We start from the raw sequence: 16,035 nt of genomic DNA, 5'->3' as shown, positions 1-16,035 counted from the left end.
GCGGCTGTCCAGTTAAGATTGCAGAAGATTTCATTCCCCCTTTGTTGTAGCGGCCCGCCCTTCCCGCCCGCGCGGCCCGTCCGCTCACCGGCCATGCCTTTTTCTTGAACCTGCCTATTGACAAGTCATCGGCGATGCCGCTCGATATGCAAATCCAATAAACAAGACACGTGTCCATTATATTGGATTCTCAAACTGAGCGTTCAAACAAGGGGAACCATCATGACCGTCTCGCTCCGCGCCAGCGCGCTTTCGCTGGCAACCGCTCTCGTTCTTTCCGCCATGCCCGCCGCCGCCCAGGAAGCGAAAAGCAAGCTCGACGAAGTGCTCGCTCGCGGCCATCTCGTCATGGGCACCGGCAGCACCAATGCGCCCTGGCACTTCAAGAGCGCGGATGACAAGCTGCAGGGCTTCGACGTCGATATGGGCCGCATCGTCGCCAAGGCGCTGTTCGGCGATCCCGATAAGATCGAGTTCGTCAACCAGTCCTCCGATGCCCGCATTCCCAACATCACCACCGACAAGGTTGATATCACCTGCCAGTTCATGACCGTCACCGGCGAACGCGCACAGCAGATCGCCTTCACCATCCCCTACTATCGCGAGGGTGTCGGCCTGATGCTGAAGTCCGACGGCAAGTACGCCGATTATGCCGCGCTGAAGGCCGGCGGCTCCTCCGTCACGGTTTCCGTGCTGCAGAACGTTTATGCCGAGGCGATGGTGCATGCGGCCCTGCCGGAGGCGACCGTTGACCAGTATGAATCCGTCGACCTGATCTACCAGGCGCTGGAATCCGGCCGCGCCGATGCTGTCGCGACCGACCAGTCGTCGCTCGCCTGGTACATGACGCAGAACCCCGGCCGCTATAAGGACGCCGGCTATGGCTGGAACCCGCAAACCTATGCCTGCGGCGTCAAGCGCGGCGATCAGGACTGGCTGAATTTTGTCAACACGGCTCTGCACGAGGCGATGACCGGCGTCGAATTCGACTTCTACGCCAAGTCGTTCAAGACCTGGTTCGGCAAGGATCTGACACCGCCCCAGATCGGCTTCCCCGTCGAATACAAGTAAGGTCGCCTGGGACGGAAGAAGGCCTCCGGGGGAACTCCCCTCCGAAGGTCTTCCTCCGTCCATTCTTCACCCTTGATTGCAGGATTGCGCCATGGGTTATACGCTCAATTTCGCCGCCGTCTGGCGCAGCTTCGACCAGTTGCTCGAAGGCCTGCTGCTCAGTCTCGGCCTGGCTTTCGTCTCCATCCTCATCGGTGCTGCGATCGGCCTCATCATCGCCTTTGCGCTCATCTCGAAAAGCGGATGGCTGCAGCGCCCCGCCGCGCTCTACGTCACGATCATCCGCAACCTGCCGATCCTGGTCCTCGTTCTCTTCGCCTTCTTCGCGCTGCCGCAGCTCGGCATCAGGATCGGCAAGATCCAAAGCTTCATCGCGGTGCTGTCGATCTATTCCGGCGCCTATCTGGCCGAAGTGTTCCGGGCCGGCCTGCTCTCCATTCCGAAAGGCCTGACGGAAGCGGGGCTTGCGATCGGCCTGACGCCGATGCAGATCCGCGTCTCGATCATCACGCCGCTGATGCTGCGCAACGTCCTGCCGTCACTCTCCTCGACGATCATCTCGCTGTTCAAGGATACCTCGCTCGCCGCCGCGATCGCGGTTCCCGAACTCACCTTCGAGGCGCGGAAGATCAACGTGGAGACCTTCCGCGTCATCGAAACCTGGATCGTCGCCTCCGGCCTCTATGTCGCTACCTGTTCCGTGCTCGCCGCGCTGATGCGCGTCGTCGAGCGCCGGCTTGCCGTTCCGAGGTGATGTCATGATGGGTCTTACTGCTTTTCTCGACCAGCTCTGGATCGCCCGCTACGTCATCCTCAAGGGGCTCGGCGTCACCGTCTCGATCTCGCTGCTGGCGATCGTCATCGGGTCGCTGCTCGGCGTGCTCGTCGGGCTCGCGCTCGTCTACGGCAACCGCGTGCTGCGCCTGATCGTGCGGGCCTATACCGACTTCATCCGGGGAACGCCGGTTCTGGTCTTGGTGCTGGCGAGCTATTACGTGCTTTCCACCGTCGGCATCGAGCTCGGCCCGTTCCAGGCCGGCGTGCTCGCTCTTGCGGTCTTCTGCTCATCGCATGTCGGCGAGATCGTGCGCGGCGGCCTGCAGGCGATCCCCAAGGGCCAGACCGAAGCGGCCAAGGCGATCGGCCTCACCTTCAACCAGACCTTCGCTTATGTGCTCTGGCCGCAGGCGCTGCGCCAGTTCCTGCCCGCCTGGGTCAACACGGCGGCGGAAATGGTCAAGGCCTCGACGCTGCTTTCCGTCATCGGCGTCGCCGAGCTGCTGCTGCGCACGCAGGAGATCATCTCGCGCAATTTCCTGAGCCTCCAGTTCTATTTCTTCGCGGGGCTTCTCTACTTCGTCATCAATTACGGCATCGAGCGCCTCGGCAAATATGTCGAGCGCAAGACGGTCGTTCCATCGTGAGGGCTCGGTCATGAGCAAGGTACTTCTCGAAATTCAGGGGCTGCACAAGCAATATGGGCCCGTCGAGGTGTTGAAAGGCGTCGATTGCACCATGCAGCAGGGAGAGGTGATCTCGATCATCGGCTCCTCCGGCTCCGGCAAGACGACGATGCTGCGCTGTATCAACATGCTCGAGGACTTCCAGGGCGGGCACATCCTGCTCGACGGCGAAGAGATCGGCTACGAACAATCCGGCGGCGTGCGCAAACGCAAGAGCGAAAAGGAAATCGCCCGCCAGCGGGCGCTGACCGGCATGGCCTTCCAGCAGTTCAACCTGTTCCCGCATATGACGGCGGCCCGCAACGTCATGCTCGGTCTCGTCAAGGTGAAGAAGATGCCGCGCGACGAGGCGCGCGCGGTGGCCGAAAAATGGCTCGACCGCGTGGGGCTGGCCTCGCGCGCCGATCATTATCCCGGCCAGCTCTCCGGCGGCCAGCAGCAGCGTGTCGCCATCGCCCGCGCCATCGCCATGAACCCGCGGCTGATGCTGTTCGACGAAGTCACCTCGGCGCTCGATCCGGAACTCGTCGGCGAGGTCCTGCAGGTCATCAAGGGGCTCGCCTCCGACGGCATGAGCATGCTGCTCGTCACCCACGAGATGCGTTTCGCCTACGAGGTTTCCTCCCGCGTGATCTTCATGAACAAGGGCGTGATCTGCGAGGAAGGCGATCCGAAGGAGATGTTCGTGCAGCCGAAGACGCAGCGCCTCGCGGAATTCCTGAAAACGTCAAGTTTCAATTGAAGAAGAAAGAGATCCCATGACGATCAAGCGTTACGGCGCCGGGGAAACCGGCGCCGGCGGACAGCCCTTGCCCTTTGCGCGTGCGGTGGAAGCCGGCGGCTGGCTTCACGTATCCGGCCAGGTGCCGATGGAAAAGGGCGAGATCATCGACGGCGGCATCGTTCCCCAGACCCGCAAGGCCATCGAAAACCTGATCGCCATCCTGCACGAGGCGGGCTACGGGGTCGAGGACGTGGTGCGTGTCGGCGTCTGGCTGGACGACCCGCGCGACTTCTGGAGCTTCAACGGCGTCTATGCCGAATATTTCGGAAAGCACCCGCCGGCCCGCGCCTGCGTCCAGTCGCGGATGATGGTCGATTGCAAGGTCGAGGTCGACTGCGTCGCCTACCGGGCCGACAGGAACTGAGCTTTCAGACGATCGGCGGATTGAGCCGGGCGAAGCCCTCCTGCCGCCGATACGGAAAATAGGGGTAAGGCGCCGTGACCGCGCTGACGGCATCGAGCCTTTCGATCTGCTCTTTCGAAAGGCTCCATCCGACCGCGCCGAGATTCTGGCGCAACTGCTCCTCGTTGCGCGCGCCGATGATGACACTGGACACCGTGGGACGGCCGAGCAGCCAGTTGATGGCGATCTGCGGCACGGTCCGGCCGGTCTCGGCTGATATAGCGTCGAGGACGTCGACGATGTCGAACAGCCTCTCCTCGTCGACCGGCGGGCCGTATTGCGCCGTCTCATGCAGCCGGCTTGCCTGAGGCAGCGGCTCGCCGCGACGGATCTTGCCGGTCAGCCGGCCCCAGGCAAGCGGGCTCCAGACGAGAGCGCCGACGCCCTGATCGGCGCCGAGCGGCATCAACTCCCATTCGTAGTCGCGCCCCGCCAGCGAATAATAGACCTGATGGGCGACATAGCGGGGATAACCCCAGCGCTCGGCCGCCGCGAGCGATTTCATCAGCTCCCAGCCGGAAAAATTCGAGACGCCGACATAACGGATCTTGCCTGCGGCGACGAGGCCGTCGAGCGTCGACAGCACCTCCTCGACCGGCGTCGAGGCGTCGAAAGCGTGAAGCTGCAAGAGGTCGATGCAATCGGTGCCGAGCCGGCGCAGCGCATCCTCCGTCGCCCGGATCAGCCGTGCCCGCGACGTGCCCCAATCCTGCGGCCCCTCGCCCATCGGCAGCGCGGTCTTGGTCGAAATCAGCACGGTATCCCGCCGGCCGCGGATCGCCTGGCCGAGCACCTCTTCGGAAGCACCGGCCGAATAGACATCGGCCGTGTCGAAGAGATTGACGCCAGCTTCGAGGCAGATGTCGACCAGCCGCCGGGCCTCTTCGGCACCGGTATTGCCCCAGGCGCCGAACAGCGGGCCGCTGCCGCCGAACGTACCCGCGCCGAAGCTCAAAGCCGGCACCCTGAGGCCGGATGCGCCGAGATTTCTGTACTCCATCGATCTGTCTCCTGTGTTTTCTCTGAGATAGACCCGGCCTATACATTGATATAGATTGCCTGACAGAACATCATCTGTGACTTGAATTCATCATGAGCCGCCAGGACATCAACCGCTCCGGCGAAATGGAAGTCTTCGTCAGCGTCGTCGAGCGCGGCGGCTTTTCCGCAGCCGCCACGGCGCGGCGCATGACGCCGTCGGCCGTCAGCAAGCTCGTCGCCCGGCTGGAAGCGCGCCTCGGCGCCCGCCTCGTCAACCGCTCGACCCGCAAGCTGCAACTGACGCCGGAGGGCTGCGCCTTCTATGAGCGCAGCATCGCCATCCTTGCCGATATCGCCGAGGCGGAACGCCAGGCTTCCTCGGGCGAACAGGCCTCGGGCCGCATCCGCATCAACACCAGCGGCTCCTTCGGCAATCATGTGCTGGCGCCGCTCCTGCCCGCCTTCATGGCGCTTCATCCCGCCGTCACGCTCGACATCACACACACCGACAGGATCGTCGACCTGATGGAAGAGCGCGCCGATGTCGCGATCCGCACCGGCCCCCTGAAGAACTCCAGCCTGATCGCCCGCAAGCTCGGCGCCACCGGCAAGCTCATCGTCGCCTCGCCCGATTATCTCAGGCGTCATGGCGAGCCGCGTGGCGTCGCCGATCTCAGCCGCCATTGCCGCATCGGCTTTTCCTACGCCCGCGCCGTCGAGGGCTGGCCACTGCGCGAGGACGGCGAAACGGTAACGGTGCCGATCACGCCCGGCGTGCAGGTGGGAGACGGCGAAGCCATGCGCCATCTGGCACTTGCCGGCGCCGGTCTTGCGCGGCTGGCCGCCTTCACCGTGCGCGCCGATATCGATGCCGGCCGGCTGATACAGGTGCTGGAAGCGGCCAATCCCGGCGATATCGAGGAATTCTATGCCGTCTATATGGGCCAGGGCGGGCCGCTGCCGGCGCGCGTGCGCGCCCTGCTCGATTTCCTCGTCGGGCATGTGCGTCTCTGAGAGATAACAAGGGCTTGAGGCGGCGGCTTGAATCAAATTAGCATGCTGTATCGCCTCGAAGCCAGATTTCGCAATTGACCGCGCTCGCGGCGCCCGCCTATACCGAAGCAGCGCCGACCGGCCCTTGAGCCGGCCTCTCTTCGTCATGCCGGAGCTTCCTCTCATTTCAGCCTCAGGGCTTGGCACCGGCCGGGAAACATACGGGGATTCATGCCACTCAGCCACGCACGCCGCCTGCTGCGGGATGCCGGCCTGCCGAAATGGGCGTTGCTGCTCGCGCTTTCCACAGCCTTCACCGTCTTTCTCGAACTCTTCGCCCTGCCCGCCTCGCTGCTGATCGGGCCGATGGTCGCCGCCATCGTGCTGGCGCTGACCGTCGGCAAGGGCAAGCTTCGCGTGCCGCTTCAGCCGCTGCAGTTCGGCCAGGTGCTCGTCGGGCTGATGATGGCGCGCACCATCACCCCTGATATTCTCGGCGCCATGGCGAAGGACGCGCCGCTCTTCCTGCTGTTCGTCTTCTCGGTCATCGCCATCGCCACCGGCCTCGGCTGGCTTCTGACGCGCTGGCAGGTGCTGCCGGGAACGACCGCCGTCTGGGGCTCCTCGCCGGGTGCGGCCTCGGCCATGGTCATCATGTCGGAAGCCTATGGCGCCGATGCCCGCCTCGTCGCCTTCATGCAATATCTGCGCGTCGTCTTCGTCGCCGTCGGCGCTTCGGTGATCTCGCGCCTCTGGGTCGCGGCCGACGGCGGCGAGCCGCCGCCGCTCGTCCTCTTTCCCGCAGTCGATTGGCCGGCCCTTGCGGCGACCATCGCCTTTGCCGGCTTTTGCGCCTATGGCGTGCGCCGCCTGCGCATCCAGGGCGGCATGATCATCGTGCCGCTCTTTCTCGGCGCCTTCCTGCAGGGCGTCGGCCTCTTGAAGATCGAGCTGCCGATGTGGCTGCTTGCCATCGCCTATGCGCTCGTCGGCTGGAGCATCGGCCTGCGTTTCACCCGCTCGATCATCAGCCATGTGGCGCGCGCCCTGCCGCGGGTCGCGGCCTGCATCGTGCTGCTGATGGCGCTCTGCGGCTGCATGGCGGCGGCACTTCACGTCTTCGCCGGCATCGATCCGCTGACCGCCTACCTCGCCACCAGCCCCGGCGGCGCCGATTCCGTCGCCATCATCGCTGCCTCAAGCGATGTCGACGTGCCTTTCGTGATGGCGATGCAGACCGGCCGTTTCCTGGTCATTCTGCTGATCGGGCCGGCGCTCGCCCGCTTTATCGCGCGACGTTCCGGCCTTGCGGAAAACCCCGCCTGAGGCTGGCCCATTGCCCGGGCGTGATGCCGTAGGCCTTCTTGAAATGGCGATTGAAATGCGCCTGGTCGGCAAAGCCGGTCGCAGCCGCCACATCGGCAAATCCTTCGCCTTCACCCATCAGCGCCCTCGCCTGCTGCAGGCGCCGCATCAGCATGTAGCGGTGCGGGCTGGTGGCAAAGGCCGTGCGGAAATGCCGTGACAGCGTGAAGCGGTCGAGGCCGGTAATCTTCTCCAACTCGCCCGAGCGCACGGGCCTGAGCGCATGCGCCTCCAGATAATCGCGCGCTGCCCGCACCTGCCGCCAGGCCACCGCACCCAGAGCCCGCCGGCGCACCTGCGAATGCCGCGACAGGCCGCCGGCGACACGGCTGACGAAATCATCGACGAAAAGCTCGTCCAGCTCCCGGTCGAGTTCCCCGAGCGCGTCCAGAAGCACCGTCGCCAAGGCACCGTCGCCGATGACCGGCTCCTCGACGAAAGGAAGCCCGATCTTCTCCGCCTCCAGGCATTCCATCAGCAGCGAAGGCTCCAGGTAGAGCATGCGGTAATGCAGCCCGGCCTCGGTCGCCGCTCCGCCGTCATGCTCCTCGTCGGGATGCAAAACGATCACCTGCCCCGGCAGGCTGAAGCGCCGCTCGCCGCGATAGGTAAAGGCCTGGACACCGTGCAGCGTCACCCCGAGCGCATAGGTATCGTGCCGGTGCGGCTCGAAGACATTGCCGGAAAACTGCGCTTCTATCCGCTCGATGCCGGGAAAGGCGGGCGCAGTCAGGATGCCGCTGCCCGCGGGCGCGGCCAGCATGCCGCTGCCCCCTTGCGGCTCGCACAAACGTTCAAGACCCTCGAAGACCTGCGGCGTTAGATCCTGGCTCAACGCGTTTCGATACCCTGATGAGAGAGACTGAAATGTTTGATACCAAAATTGCGATCGTCCTGCGAAACAATCTTGCCGGCTGGCAGAAGCTGAACGTCACGGCCTTCCTGTCGACAGGCATCGCCGGGCAATATCCCGAGATCATCGGAGAGCCCTACAAGGACCGCGCCGGCAATCTCTACAACCCGCTATCCATCCAGCCGATCATCGTGCTTTCCGCCGACGAAGCGACGATATCGAGCATCCATCGCCGCGCGCTGGAGCGCGAAGTGACCTCCTCTATCTTCATCGAGGAGATGTTTGCCACCGGCCACGACGGCGCCAACCGCGCCGTCTTCGCCGAATACGCCCCCGACGACGCCAAGGTCGTCGGCATCGCGCTCAGAGCCGACAAGAAGATCGTCGACAAGATCACCAAGGGGGCGACGATGCAGCATTGATGAAGAGCCAAGCATGATTCTTAGCTTCTCGAACTGCTTTTGATTTTCCGAGAAACACTTGCCTCTCGTTGTCATATATGACAACATGAATCCATGAAAGAGATTGCATGGGTCAAAGCGGCGTTGAAAGACTTCGGGGACTTTCCCCAGGCCGTTCAGGACAGGATGAAAGACGCGCTTGCCATCGCCGGCATGGGTCAAAAAGCTGATATTGCGAAACCCATGAAAGGTTTGGGCTCAGGCGTGTTCGAAATCGCTACCCTACCGCACGGATGCTTACCGGGCCATTTATGCGGTTCAGCTTGGAGATGCCATTTGGGTGGTCCACGCCTTCCAGAAGAAATCGACCAAAGGAATAGCGACGCCGCAAAAGGACGTTGAGCTCATCCAAGCCCGTTTGAAACGAATAAAGGAGATGTTGCGATGAGTGACAATGACTTCGAAATCGTTCGAGGCAGCGGCAACCTTTACGCTGATCTTGGCGACCCCGATGCCGATACCAGGCAAATGAAGGCCCAGCTTGCCGCCGAGATCATTGCGGCCCTCGACCGGCGCAAACTGACCGTGCGCGACGGGGAAAAGCTGACTGGCATAACTGCCGCCGATCTTTCCCGCATTCGCAACGCAGACCTTGGCCGTTTCACCATCGACCGGCTTGTGCGGGTTCTCAATGCGCTTGATCGCCATGTGACCGTAAAAGTCACCCCGATGCCTAAACGCTCCAAGGAACAGGCTGCGGCATCAACCTGACCATCGATAGAAAGGCGGGAAACCCGCCTTTCCATTGTGCTCTCGCGACTATCGAGGCAGGCTCAGCCCTGCGTGATCGGCGCGATCTGGATTTCGACGCGGCGGTTCTGGGCGCGGCCGGCCTCGGACGCGTTGGAGGCGACGGGTTGCGAGGGGCCGAAGCCGACGGCGGAGACGCGGCGCTGGTCGATGCCCTGGCCGCCGAGATAATCGGCAACCGACAGCGCGCGGCGCTGCGACAGGTCCTGGTTATGCTGCAGGCTGCCGGTCGAATCCGTATGGCCGTTGACGTCGATCAGCGTGCGGTTGAACTTGCGCAGCACGATCGCCACCGAATTCAGCGTCGGATAGAAGCCCGGCTTCACCGCGTCCTGGTCGACGTCGAAGGTGATGTTCGAGGGCATGTTAAGAATGATGTTGTCGCCCTGGCGGGTGACGGAGATGCCGGTGCCTTCGAGCTGGGCGCGAAGCTCGGCTTCCTGCTGGTCCATGTAGTTGCCGATCGCGCCGCCGGCCAGAGCCCCGATGCCGGCGCCGATCAGCGCCGCATTGCGCTTGCCGTGCCCGCCGCCGCCGACGGCCACGCCGACGAGAGCGCCGCCGAGCGCGCCGAGCGCCGCACCGCCCGCTGTATTGGAAACCTTCTGCTCACCAGTATAGGGATCGGTCGTCGTGCAGGCGCTGAGATAGCTTGCGGCGACGGCCAGAAGTATGAATTTCTTGATCATGGACAGGATGGTCTCCGTTCAAAACTGATGCGAGCAAATGGCAAGGATTACGGCAAGAAAATGAAGATCTTCCCTTGATAGGGGAATTTCAGGCGCCGAAACAGCAGACATGTTGCAGCAATGCGCTGATATCACCAGTTTTTAGCAATAGGTGGGGTTCGTGTTTGCAACGCCAGACTTCCTCTCTACAGGCATCGCTGGGGCGCGTCCCACTTCTCCTCCCTCATTCCTGTGCTCGTCACAGGAATGACGGAGAGTGGGTTAGTGCGCCCTCCAAATCGACCGCCGGTATCCTGGGCAATTAACAGTCAAATAGACAGCACAGTGCCGCTCCAAGCGCCCAATCGCCCCTTAGAAATTCTGGAACAACTGCCTGACCGTATCGTAAGTCGCATTGGCGATGTTCAGCGATTGTAGGCCGAGTTGCTGCTGCGTCTGCAGCGCCCGGAGTTTACTCGATTCCTCCTCCATATCGGCATCGACGAGACGGCCGATGCCGGCGGTGATGTTGTCGTGCAGCTTGGTGGCGAAGTCGTTCTGCAGCTCGATGCGTTTTTCCAGCGCGCCGAAGGCCGATCCGACCGTCGTCAGCTGCGTCAGCGCGGCGTCGACGACGCTGATCATTTGGCCGAGCTGCCCGCTCGTCGTGCTTGACGACACCGAAATCACCACCTGGCCGGTCGTGGTGCCGTTCTTGCTGGTCATCAGCACATAGTTCTGCGCGGCCCCGAGTTCGGTGGCGAAATAGGACGAGGTCAGCACGCCGTATTCGCCCGAGCCCGTAGCGCGGTCGTCGATCAGGTAGCGCGCATCCTTGGAGGTCGTGGCCCCCACGGGCGTATTGTCGATATGGTAGCTCAGCATGCCCACAGAGACAGTGCCGTCGGAATTGCGGATGAAGGACGCCGGGATCTGGCGCGGCTGCGTCGGCGTCGCATCGTTGGTGAGGATCACCCAGTTGTCGCTGTTGAAGGTCGCCGATTCCGAAACGCTGCGCAATTGCTCCTGCAACTGCTTGAGCTCTTCGTTGATCTTGTTCTTGTCGACCCCGTCCTCGGTGGCGGCAACGAGCTTGGCCTTGATCTCGGAGACGACATCGATGACGTTCTGGACGCCGGTATAGGCCGTGCCCATCGTCGCAGCCGCCATGCCGAGCGCGTCCTGAATGGCCGAGACGGCCTTGTTGTCGGTGCGTGCAGTGGTGGCGACAGACCAGTAGACGGCGTTGTCGGCCGCTTTGGCGACACGCATGCCCGTCGTGATGTGGTTCTGGGTGACATCCATCTTCCGGTTGATATCGCGCAATACATAGAGCGCCGCATCAACGGAGACGCGCTGATAAAGACTCACGGAACTAAACTCCAAAAACACAACAGAACGCAACAGAACAGGAATGAACCTTCCGCACGGACACTCATGTCCGGGGTCGCTGGGCGTCCAGCGCATTGCCTTCAAGAAACGAAGAAGGCCAGTCGGTTCCTGGTCACGATCATTGCCGCTTATGCTTAAAAAACGGCTAATCTTCAGAGGAAATTTATCTTATTTCGCAAGACTTCATACACCATGAGAACGCCGCCGGATGGGATCCGGCGGCGCCTTCAATTCGAATGGAAAGCTTATTCGGCGGCCTGCAGCTGCTCCTCGTCGGGGGCGGCGCGCGGCCTCGTTGCGACCGACATCTCCTCGTGCAGGCGCGCTTCCTCATGCGCATGCGGCTTGGCGAAGCGGGCAAGCAGGAGATAGGCGACCGGCGTGATGAACAGCGTCACCAGCGTCGCAAAACCGAGGCCGCCGACGATCACCCAGCCGAGCGCCACGCGCGCTTCCGCACCCGCGCCATGGGCAAAGACCAGCGGCACGCCGCCGAGGATGGTGGCGATCATCGTCATCATCACGGGGCGAAGGCGCAGCGCACAGGCCTTCTCGATCGAGGAGCGCACATCCTCGCCCCTGTCGCGCAGCTGATTGGCGAATTCGACGATCAGAATGCCGTTCTTCGCCATGACGCCGACGAGCAGCACCAGGCCGATCTGGCTGTAGATGTTGAGGCTGGAACCGGTGATGATCAAAGCGAAGACGGCGCAGGCAAGCCCGAGCGGCACCGTCGACATGATGATCACCGAGGAGAGCACGCTTTCGAACTGGGCGGCGAGCACGAGGAAGATGATGACGATGGCGAAGCCGAAGGTCAGCGCCATGCCGCTCGAATTCTCTTCCAGCGTCGCTGCTTCCGCGAGCGGCAGCAGGCGCGCGCCGGGCGGCAGCAGCGGCTCGGCAAGTTCCGTCACCTGTTTGACGGCATCGCCGAGCGACATGCCGTTCCGGAGGCCGGCGGTGATCGCCACGGAGGCGAGCTGCTGCTCGCGATTGAGCTGCGGGGCGACCGAACCTTCCTTCATCGAGGCGATGACCGACATCGGCACGATCTTGCCGTCTCCGGTCTTCAGGAAGACGTTTTCGAGATCCGTGGGATCGTCGATCGGCCGCGTCGTCGAGGTCAGAAGCACGGGATAGGATTCGCCGTCGACGAAGACGTCGACCACAGAGCGCCCTTCGAGCAGCGACTGGATCGCCGTGGAAAGCCCGGTGATATCGATGCCGAGATCCGAGGCGCGCTCGCGGTCGATCGCCACCGATACCTGTGCCTGGCTGGGCTCGTTGGTCAGGCGCGGCGTATCATATTGGCCGGTGGCGTCGAGCGCCTGCACCAGCTTGGCGGCCGCTGCCGTCAACGCCTCGTGGTCGTTGCCGACAAGCGCCATCTGCACGCCGCTGCCGGCGCCGCGGATGCGCAGGCTGTTGGAGGAGATGGCGTTGCCGCGCAGCGCCGGCACCTTCGCCGCCGCCTGGTTGATGTCGCCGACGATCTCGGCCTGCGTCCGGTGCCGCTCTCCCCACGGGGCGAGCGTCAGCACCATGAAGCCGCTGTTCAAGGAACCGCCCTGGCCGGAGATCGAGAAGACGTTGCGGATGTCGCCGCTGTCGACCAGCGGCTGCAGATATTCCTCGACGAGCTGCATCTTGTCGCGGGTATATTCGAGGCTCGATCCCTGCGGCGTCGTCAGCCGCATCATCACCAGCGACCGGTCCTCCTCCGGCGTCAGCTCGCTCTTGACCGTCGAGAAGGCGATGAGCGCCGCACCGGCAAACATCACCGAGAACAGGATGACGACGAAGGGCGCGTTGAGGCAACCGTGCAGCGCCCATTTGTAGAGGCGGGCGAGCGCGCCGCCGAAGCGGCCGAGCGCGCCGTGATCCTCGATCATCGGCTTCGTCAGCATGCGCGAGGCAAGCATCGGGCACAAAGTCAGCGCCACGATCGAAGACAGCCCGACCGAGAATGCCAGCACGAAGCCGAATTCACGGAAAAGGCCGCCGACCTGCCCCGGCAGGAAAGAAAGCGGGATGAAGACGGCCGCCAGCGTCGCGGTCGTGGCGATGACGGCGAAGAACACCTCGCGCGTGCCGAGCACGGCGGCGGCGCGCGGCCCCATGCCTTCGGCGCGCCGGCGCACGATGTTTTCGAGCACCACGATCGCGTCGTCGACGACCAGACCGGTGGCGAGCACGATCGCAAGCAGCGTCAGGATGTTGATCGAAAAGCCGACCATGTAGATCGCCGCCAGCGTGCCGATCAGCGCCACCGGCATGCTGACCGCCGGGATCAGCGTCGCACGCCAGTCGCGCAGGAAGAGATAGATGACGGCGGTGACGATGACGGCGGCAAGCACCAGCGCCAGCACCACCTCATGGATCGCGCCCTGGATGAAGACGGCGTCGTCGCTGGTGATGGCGATCGTCGTTCCCTCGGGCAGCGTCTTCGACAGCTGCTCGACGGCGGCCTTGATGCCGGTCGAAATATTCAGCGTATTCGACTGCGCCTGGCGGATGATGCCGAGCCCGATGCCCGGCTTGCCGTTGGAGCGCAGCGCCGTATCGCCGTCGCGGGGCCCGAGCGTCACGGTCGCGACGTCTCCCAACCGGACGCGGTCCTGCAGCATGACATCGGAAAAATCCGCCGGCGTCTGCAGGTTGGCGGTGGCGCGCACGACGATATCCTGCGTCGCGCTCTTCAGCGAGCCGGCCGGAACGTCGAGCGCGGCATTGTCGAGCGCCTTGGTCAGGTCGCCGATGGTGAGCCCGCGGCTGGCGAGCGCGCCCTGGTCGACATCGACGCGGAAGACCTTTTCCTGGTCGCCATATTCCTCGACGTCGGCGACGCCGTCGACGGAGGCGAGCCGATCGATCACCTCGTTTTCGACGAGCTGCGTCAGGTCGTCCATGTTGAGGTTGGTGGAGGTGACGGCAAGGCGCATGATCGCTGAGGAATCCGAATCCGCCTTGACGATCTGCGGCGCATCCGCCTCGTCGGGCAGGTTCTGGGTGATGCGGCCGATCGCATCGCGCACGTCGTTGGCGGCGACCGCGAGATCGATCGCATCGGAGAATTCGAGCGTCACCCGGCTCTGGCCGAAGGAAGAGGTCGAGGAGATCGATTTCAGGCCGCTGACGCGCGCGACCGCGCCTTCGATCACCTTGGTCAGTTCCTGGTCGATCGTCTGCGGCGACGCGCCGTCGAAGGTGGTGCGCACGGTCACGACGGGACGGTCGACATCGGGCAGCTCCCGCACCTCGACGCCGACATAAGCCGCGAGGCCGGCGACGACCATCAGCGTGTTGAACACCAGCGCCAGGATCGGCCGCCGAACGAAAAGCGCGGTGAAGCTCTGCTTGCCCGACGCTCGGTCCTGAGGCATCTCGGTCACGCTCATTGGGTCGCGACCTCCCCGCTCGCGGCGACATCGGCGGAAACACGCACCGCCCCGCCCTCACGCACGCGCTGCAGGCCCTGCGTCACGATCTTGTCGCCGTCCTTGAGGTCGGCCTTGACGAGAATGAAGTCGGGATTGCGCTGGACGATGCTCACCCGCACCTTATGCGACTTGTCGTCGCTCACCTGCCAGACAAAGGAGCCTTGCGAATCCCACTGCACGGACTGCGGATCGACCGCCGGATATTTGTCGCCGGGGAATTTCATGCTGACGCTGAAGGACATGCCGGCGCGCAGCTCGTCGGAAGAATTGTCGATCCGGGCGCGCAGCCGCAGCGTCCGGCTTGCCGCATCGATACGGTTGTCGACCGCCTCGATCACGCCCGAAAACAACTGCCCCGGCCTTGCCACCGACATCGCCTCCACCGGCTGGCCGACAGCAACCGTATTGGAAAAACGCTCCGGCACCCAGAAGTCGACGAGGATTTCCGACCGGTCGTCCAGCGTGACGATCGGCGTCGATGTCGTGACGTTGTCGCCGATATTGACCGGCACGATCCCGACGATGCCGTCGATCGGCGCCGTGATGTTGCGCCGGGCGAGATTGAGCTCGGCGGCCTGCAATTGCAGCCGCGCGCCCTGCTCGGCGATCTCGGAATCGAAGACGTCCATGCGCGACACGCTGGACTTGATGTTGTGGTAGAGATTGGATTTCTCGACGGCGGCCTTCACCGCCACGTCGGCCTGGCCGCGGGCGATCACCTGCTCCTCGCTGTCGAGCTTGGCGAGTACCTGGCCGGCCTTCACCCTGTCGCCCGACTTGATGAGGATTTCGCGGATCGTTCCCGTGGCCTGCGGCGTCACCGCGACCGAGCGGATCGCATCCCCCGTGCCGATGGCATTCAGGCGGTCGTTGACCACGCCCTGGACGACGGCTTCCGTCGCGACGAGAATGGCGTTGCTTCGCCCGCCGCCGCGACGGTTCTGCCCTTGGCCCTGGCCACGTTGCTGCCCCTGCGCTCCGGCGGAAGCGCCGGCCTCCGCAGTCTCCTCGGCCTTCGGCGCGATCCTGGAAACGATGCTCTCCGGAATGCCTGCGTCACGCATCGTATCGCCGGCCCCGGGCGCAAGGAAAACCCACGCGGCAAAGCCGGCAATGATGACGATGAGCGAAAGTACAAACTGCTTCCAAAAGGCCATTCACGTCTCCGGAGGGACTCGAGGTTGGACCAGGGTCGGTCGAAAGAGGCGCTGCGGGATCGGCATCCCGGAGATCTAATCTCCAGGGATCGAGATTCCCGGCTGGTGCGACAATATCGCGCTTTTGCAGCTTAACGGCAAGCATAAGCACCCGGCATTACCGATTTGTAATATCAGCAAAGATTGGAAATAATCCGGCCGCTCACTTTTGCTTGAACGAACCTCGCACAGGTCTTCACGACGTCGTTATC

16 protein-coding genes are annotated in these 16,035 nt (G+C 63.4%); 10 read left to right on the top strand and 6 right to left on the bottom strand.

The window, feature by feature from the left end; all coding sequences use genetic code 11:
- Nucleotides 1–222 precede the first annotated feature (222 nt).
- The 5 genes from ATY78_RS05840 (at nt 223) to ATY78_RS05820 (ending at nt 3,682) form a co-directional block, all read left to right on the top strand.
- Nucleotides 223–1,071, top strand: a complete 849-nt coding sequence (locus tag ATY78_RS05840) for a transporter substrate-binding domain-containing protein (protein WP_088681390.1) — start codon at nt 223–225, stop codon at nt 1,069–1,071.
- 91 nt (nt 1,072–1,162) lie between these two features.
- On the top strand, nt 1,163–1,825 hold the full coding sequence (locus tag ATY78_RS05835) for an amino acid ABC transporter permease (RefSeq protein ID WP_088681389.1): 663 nt from the start codon (nt 1,163–1,165) through the stop codon (nt 1,823–1,825).
- Between the two features lie 4 nt (nt 1,826–1,829).
- Nucleotides 1,830–2,495, top strand: coding sequence for an amino acid ABC transporter permease (locus ATY78_RS05830; RefSeq protein ID WP_088681388.1), 666 nt, complete (start codon nt 1,830–1,832; stop codon nt 2,493–2,495).
- A 10-nt stretch (nt 2,496–2,505) separates the two neighbouring features.
- A complete protein-coding gene (locus tag ATY78_RS05825; protein WP_088681387.1) occupies nt 2,506–3,276 on the top strand; it encodes an amino acid ABC transporter ATP-binding protein in 771 nt (256 codons plus the stop codon).
- A gap of 16 nt (nt 3,277–3,292) precedes the next feature.
- Entirely contained in the window at nt 3,293–3,682 is a 390-nt protein-coding gene (locus ATY78_RS05820) for a RidA family protein (RefSeq protein ID WP_088681386.1), read from the top strand.
- Nucleotides 3,683–3,686: 4 nt separating this feature from the next.
- On the opposite strand, the gene ATY78_RS05815 is transcribed toward ATY78_RS05820, so the two are convergent.
- Nucleotides 3,687–4,721, bottom strand: coding sequence for an aldo/keto reductase (locus ATY78_RS05815; RefSeq protein WP_088681385.1), 1,035 nt, complete (start codon nt 4,719–4,721; stop codon nt 3,687–3,689).
- Between the two features lie 92 nt (nt 4,722–4,813).
- Between ATY78_RS05815 and ATY78_RS05810 the strand changes: the two genes are divergently transcribed.
- Both ATY78_RS05810 and ATY78_RS05805 read left to right on the top strand, forming a co-directional pair.
- Nucleotides 4,814–5,716 (top strand): LysR family transcriptional regulator, encoded by a 903-nt coding sequence (locus ATY78_RS05810; RefSeq protein WP_088681384.1) that lies wholly within the window; start codon nt 4,814–4,816, stop codon nt 5,714–5,716.
- A gap of 210 nt (nt 5,717–5,926) precedes the next feature.
- Complete coding sequence (locus ATY78_RS05805) at nt 5,927–7,021, top strand: AbrB family transcriptional regulator (RefSeq protein WP_088681383.1); 1,095 nt, start codon at nt 5,927–5,929, stop codon at nt 7,019–7,021.
- Here the strand turns inward: ATY78_RS05805 and ATY78_RS05800 are convergent.
- The gene (locus ATY78_RS05800) at nt 6,981–7,895 is read right to left on the bottom strand and encodes an AraC family transcriptional regulator (protein WP_088681382.1); all 915 of its coding nucleotides are present in this window, start codon (nt 7,893–7,895) and stop codon (nt 6,981–6,983) included. The genes ATY78_RS05805 and ATY78_RS05800 overlap by 41 nt on opposite strands.
- A 32-nt stretch (nt 7,896–7,927) precedes the next feature.
- On the opposite strand from ATY78_RS05800, the gene ATY78_RS05795 reads away from it, so the two are divergent.
- The 3 genes from ATY78_RS05795 (at nt 7,928) to ATY78_RS05785 (ending at nt 9,085) form a co-directional block, all read left to right on the top strand.
- On the top strand, nt 7,928–8,335 hold the full coding sequence (locus tag ATY78_RS05795) for a DUF2000 family protein (RefSeq protein ID WP_088681381.1): 408 nt from the start codon (nt 7,928–7,930) through the stop codon (nt 8,333–8,335).
- Between the two features lie 319 nt (nt 8,336–8,654).
- Nucleotides 8,655–8,762 (top strand): hypothetical protein, encoded by a 108-nt coding sequence (locus ATY78_RS28785; RefSeq protein WP_245313494.1) that lies wholly within the window; start codon nt 8,655–8,657, stop codon nt 8,760–8,762.
- On the top strand, nt 8,759–9,085 hold the full coding sequence (locus ATY78_RS05785) for a helix-turn-helix transcriptional regulator (protein ID WP_088681380.1): 327 nt from the start codon (nt 8,759–8,761) through the stop codon (nt 9,083–9,085). Before ATY78_RS28785 ends, ATY78_RS05785 begins: the two co-directional genes overlap by 4 nt.
- 62 nt (nt 9,086–9,147) lie before the next feature.
- Here ATY78_RS05785 and ATY78_RS05780 read toward each other — a convergent pair whose 3' ends face one another.
- From ATY78_RS05780 to ATY78_RS05765, 4 genes are all read right to left on the bottom strand, one after another.
- Nucleotides 9,148–9,813 carry an OmpA family protein gene (locus tag ATY78_RS05780; protein WP_064694663.1) on the bottom strand — a complete coding sequence of 222 codons (666 nt, stop codon included), beginning with the start codon at nt 9,811–9,813 and terminating at the stop codon, nt 9,148–9,150.
- A 351-nt stretch (nt 9,814–10,164) separates the two neighbouring features.
- Nucleotides 10,165–11,163 carry a flagellin gene (locus ATY78_RS05775; protein WP_088681379.1) on the bottom strand — a complete coding sequence of 333 codons (999 nt, stop codon included), beginning with the start codon at nt 11,161–11,163 and terminating at the stop codon, nt 10,165–10,167.
- 266 nt (nt 11,164–11,429) lie between these two features.
- Nucleotides 11,430–14,585, bottom strand: a complete 3,156-nt coding sequence (locus tag ATY78_RS05770; protein ID WP_088681378.1) for an efflux RND transporter permease subunit — start codon at nt 14,583–14,585, stop codon at nt 11,430–11,432.
- Nucleotides 14,582–15,784: an efflux RND transporter periplasmic adaptor subunit gene (locus tag ATY78_RS05765; protein ID WP_088681377.1), complete on the bottom strand. Its 1,203-nt coding sequence runs from the start codon at nt 15,782–15,784 to the stop codon at nt 14,582–14,584. The genes ATY78_RS05770 and ATY78_RS05765 overlap by 4 nt, the downstream gene beginning before the upstream one ends.
- Between the last annotated feature and the right edge of the window lie 251 nt (nt 15,785–16,035).

It is taken from the genome of Rhizobium sp. R635, from assembly GCF_002211285.1.
Taxonomy (GTDB): Bacteria; Pseudomonadota; Alphaproteobacteria; order Rhizobiales; family Rhizobiaceae; genus Rhizobium.
The sequence above is the reverse complement of the archived record's forward strand: the minus strand, read 5'-3'. Positions and strand labels throughout refer to the sequence as shown.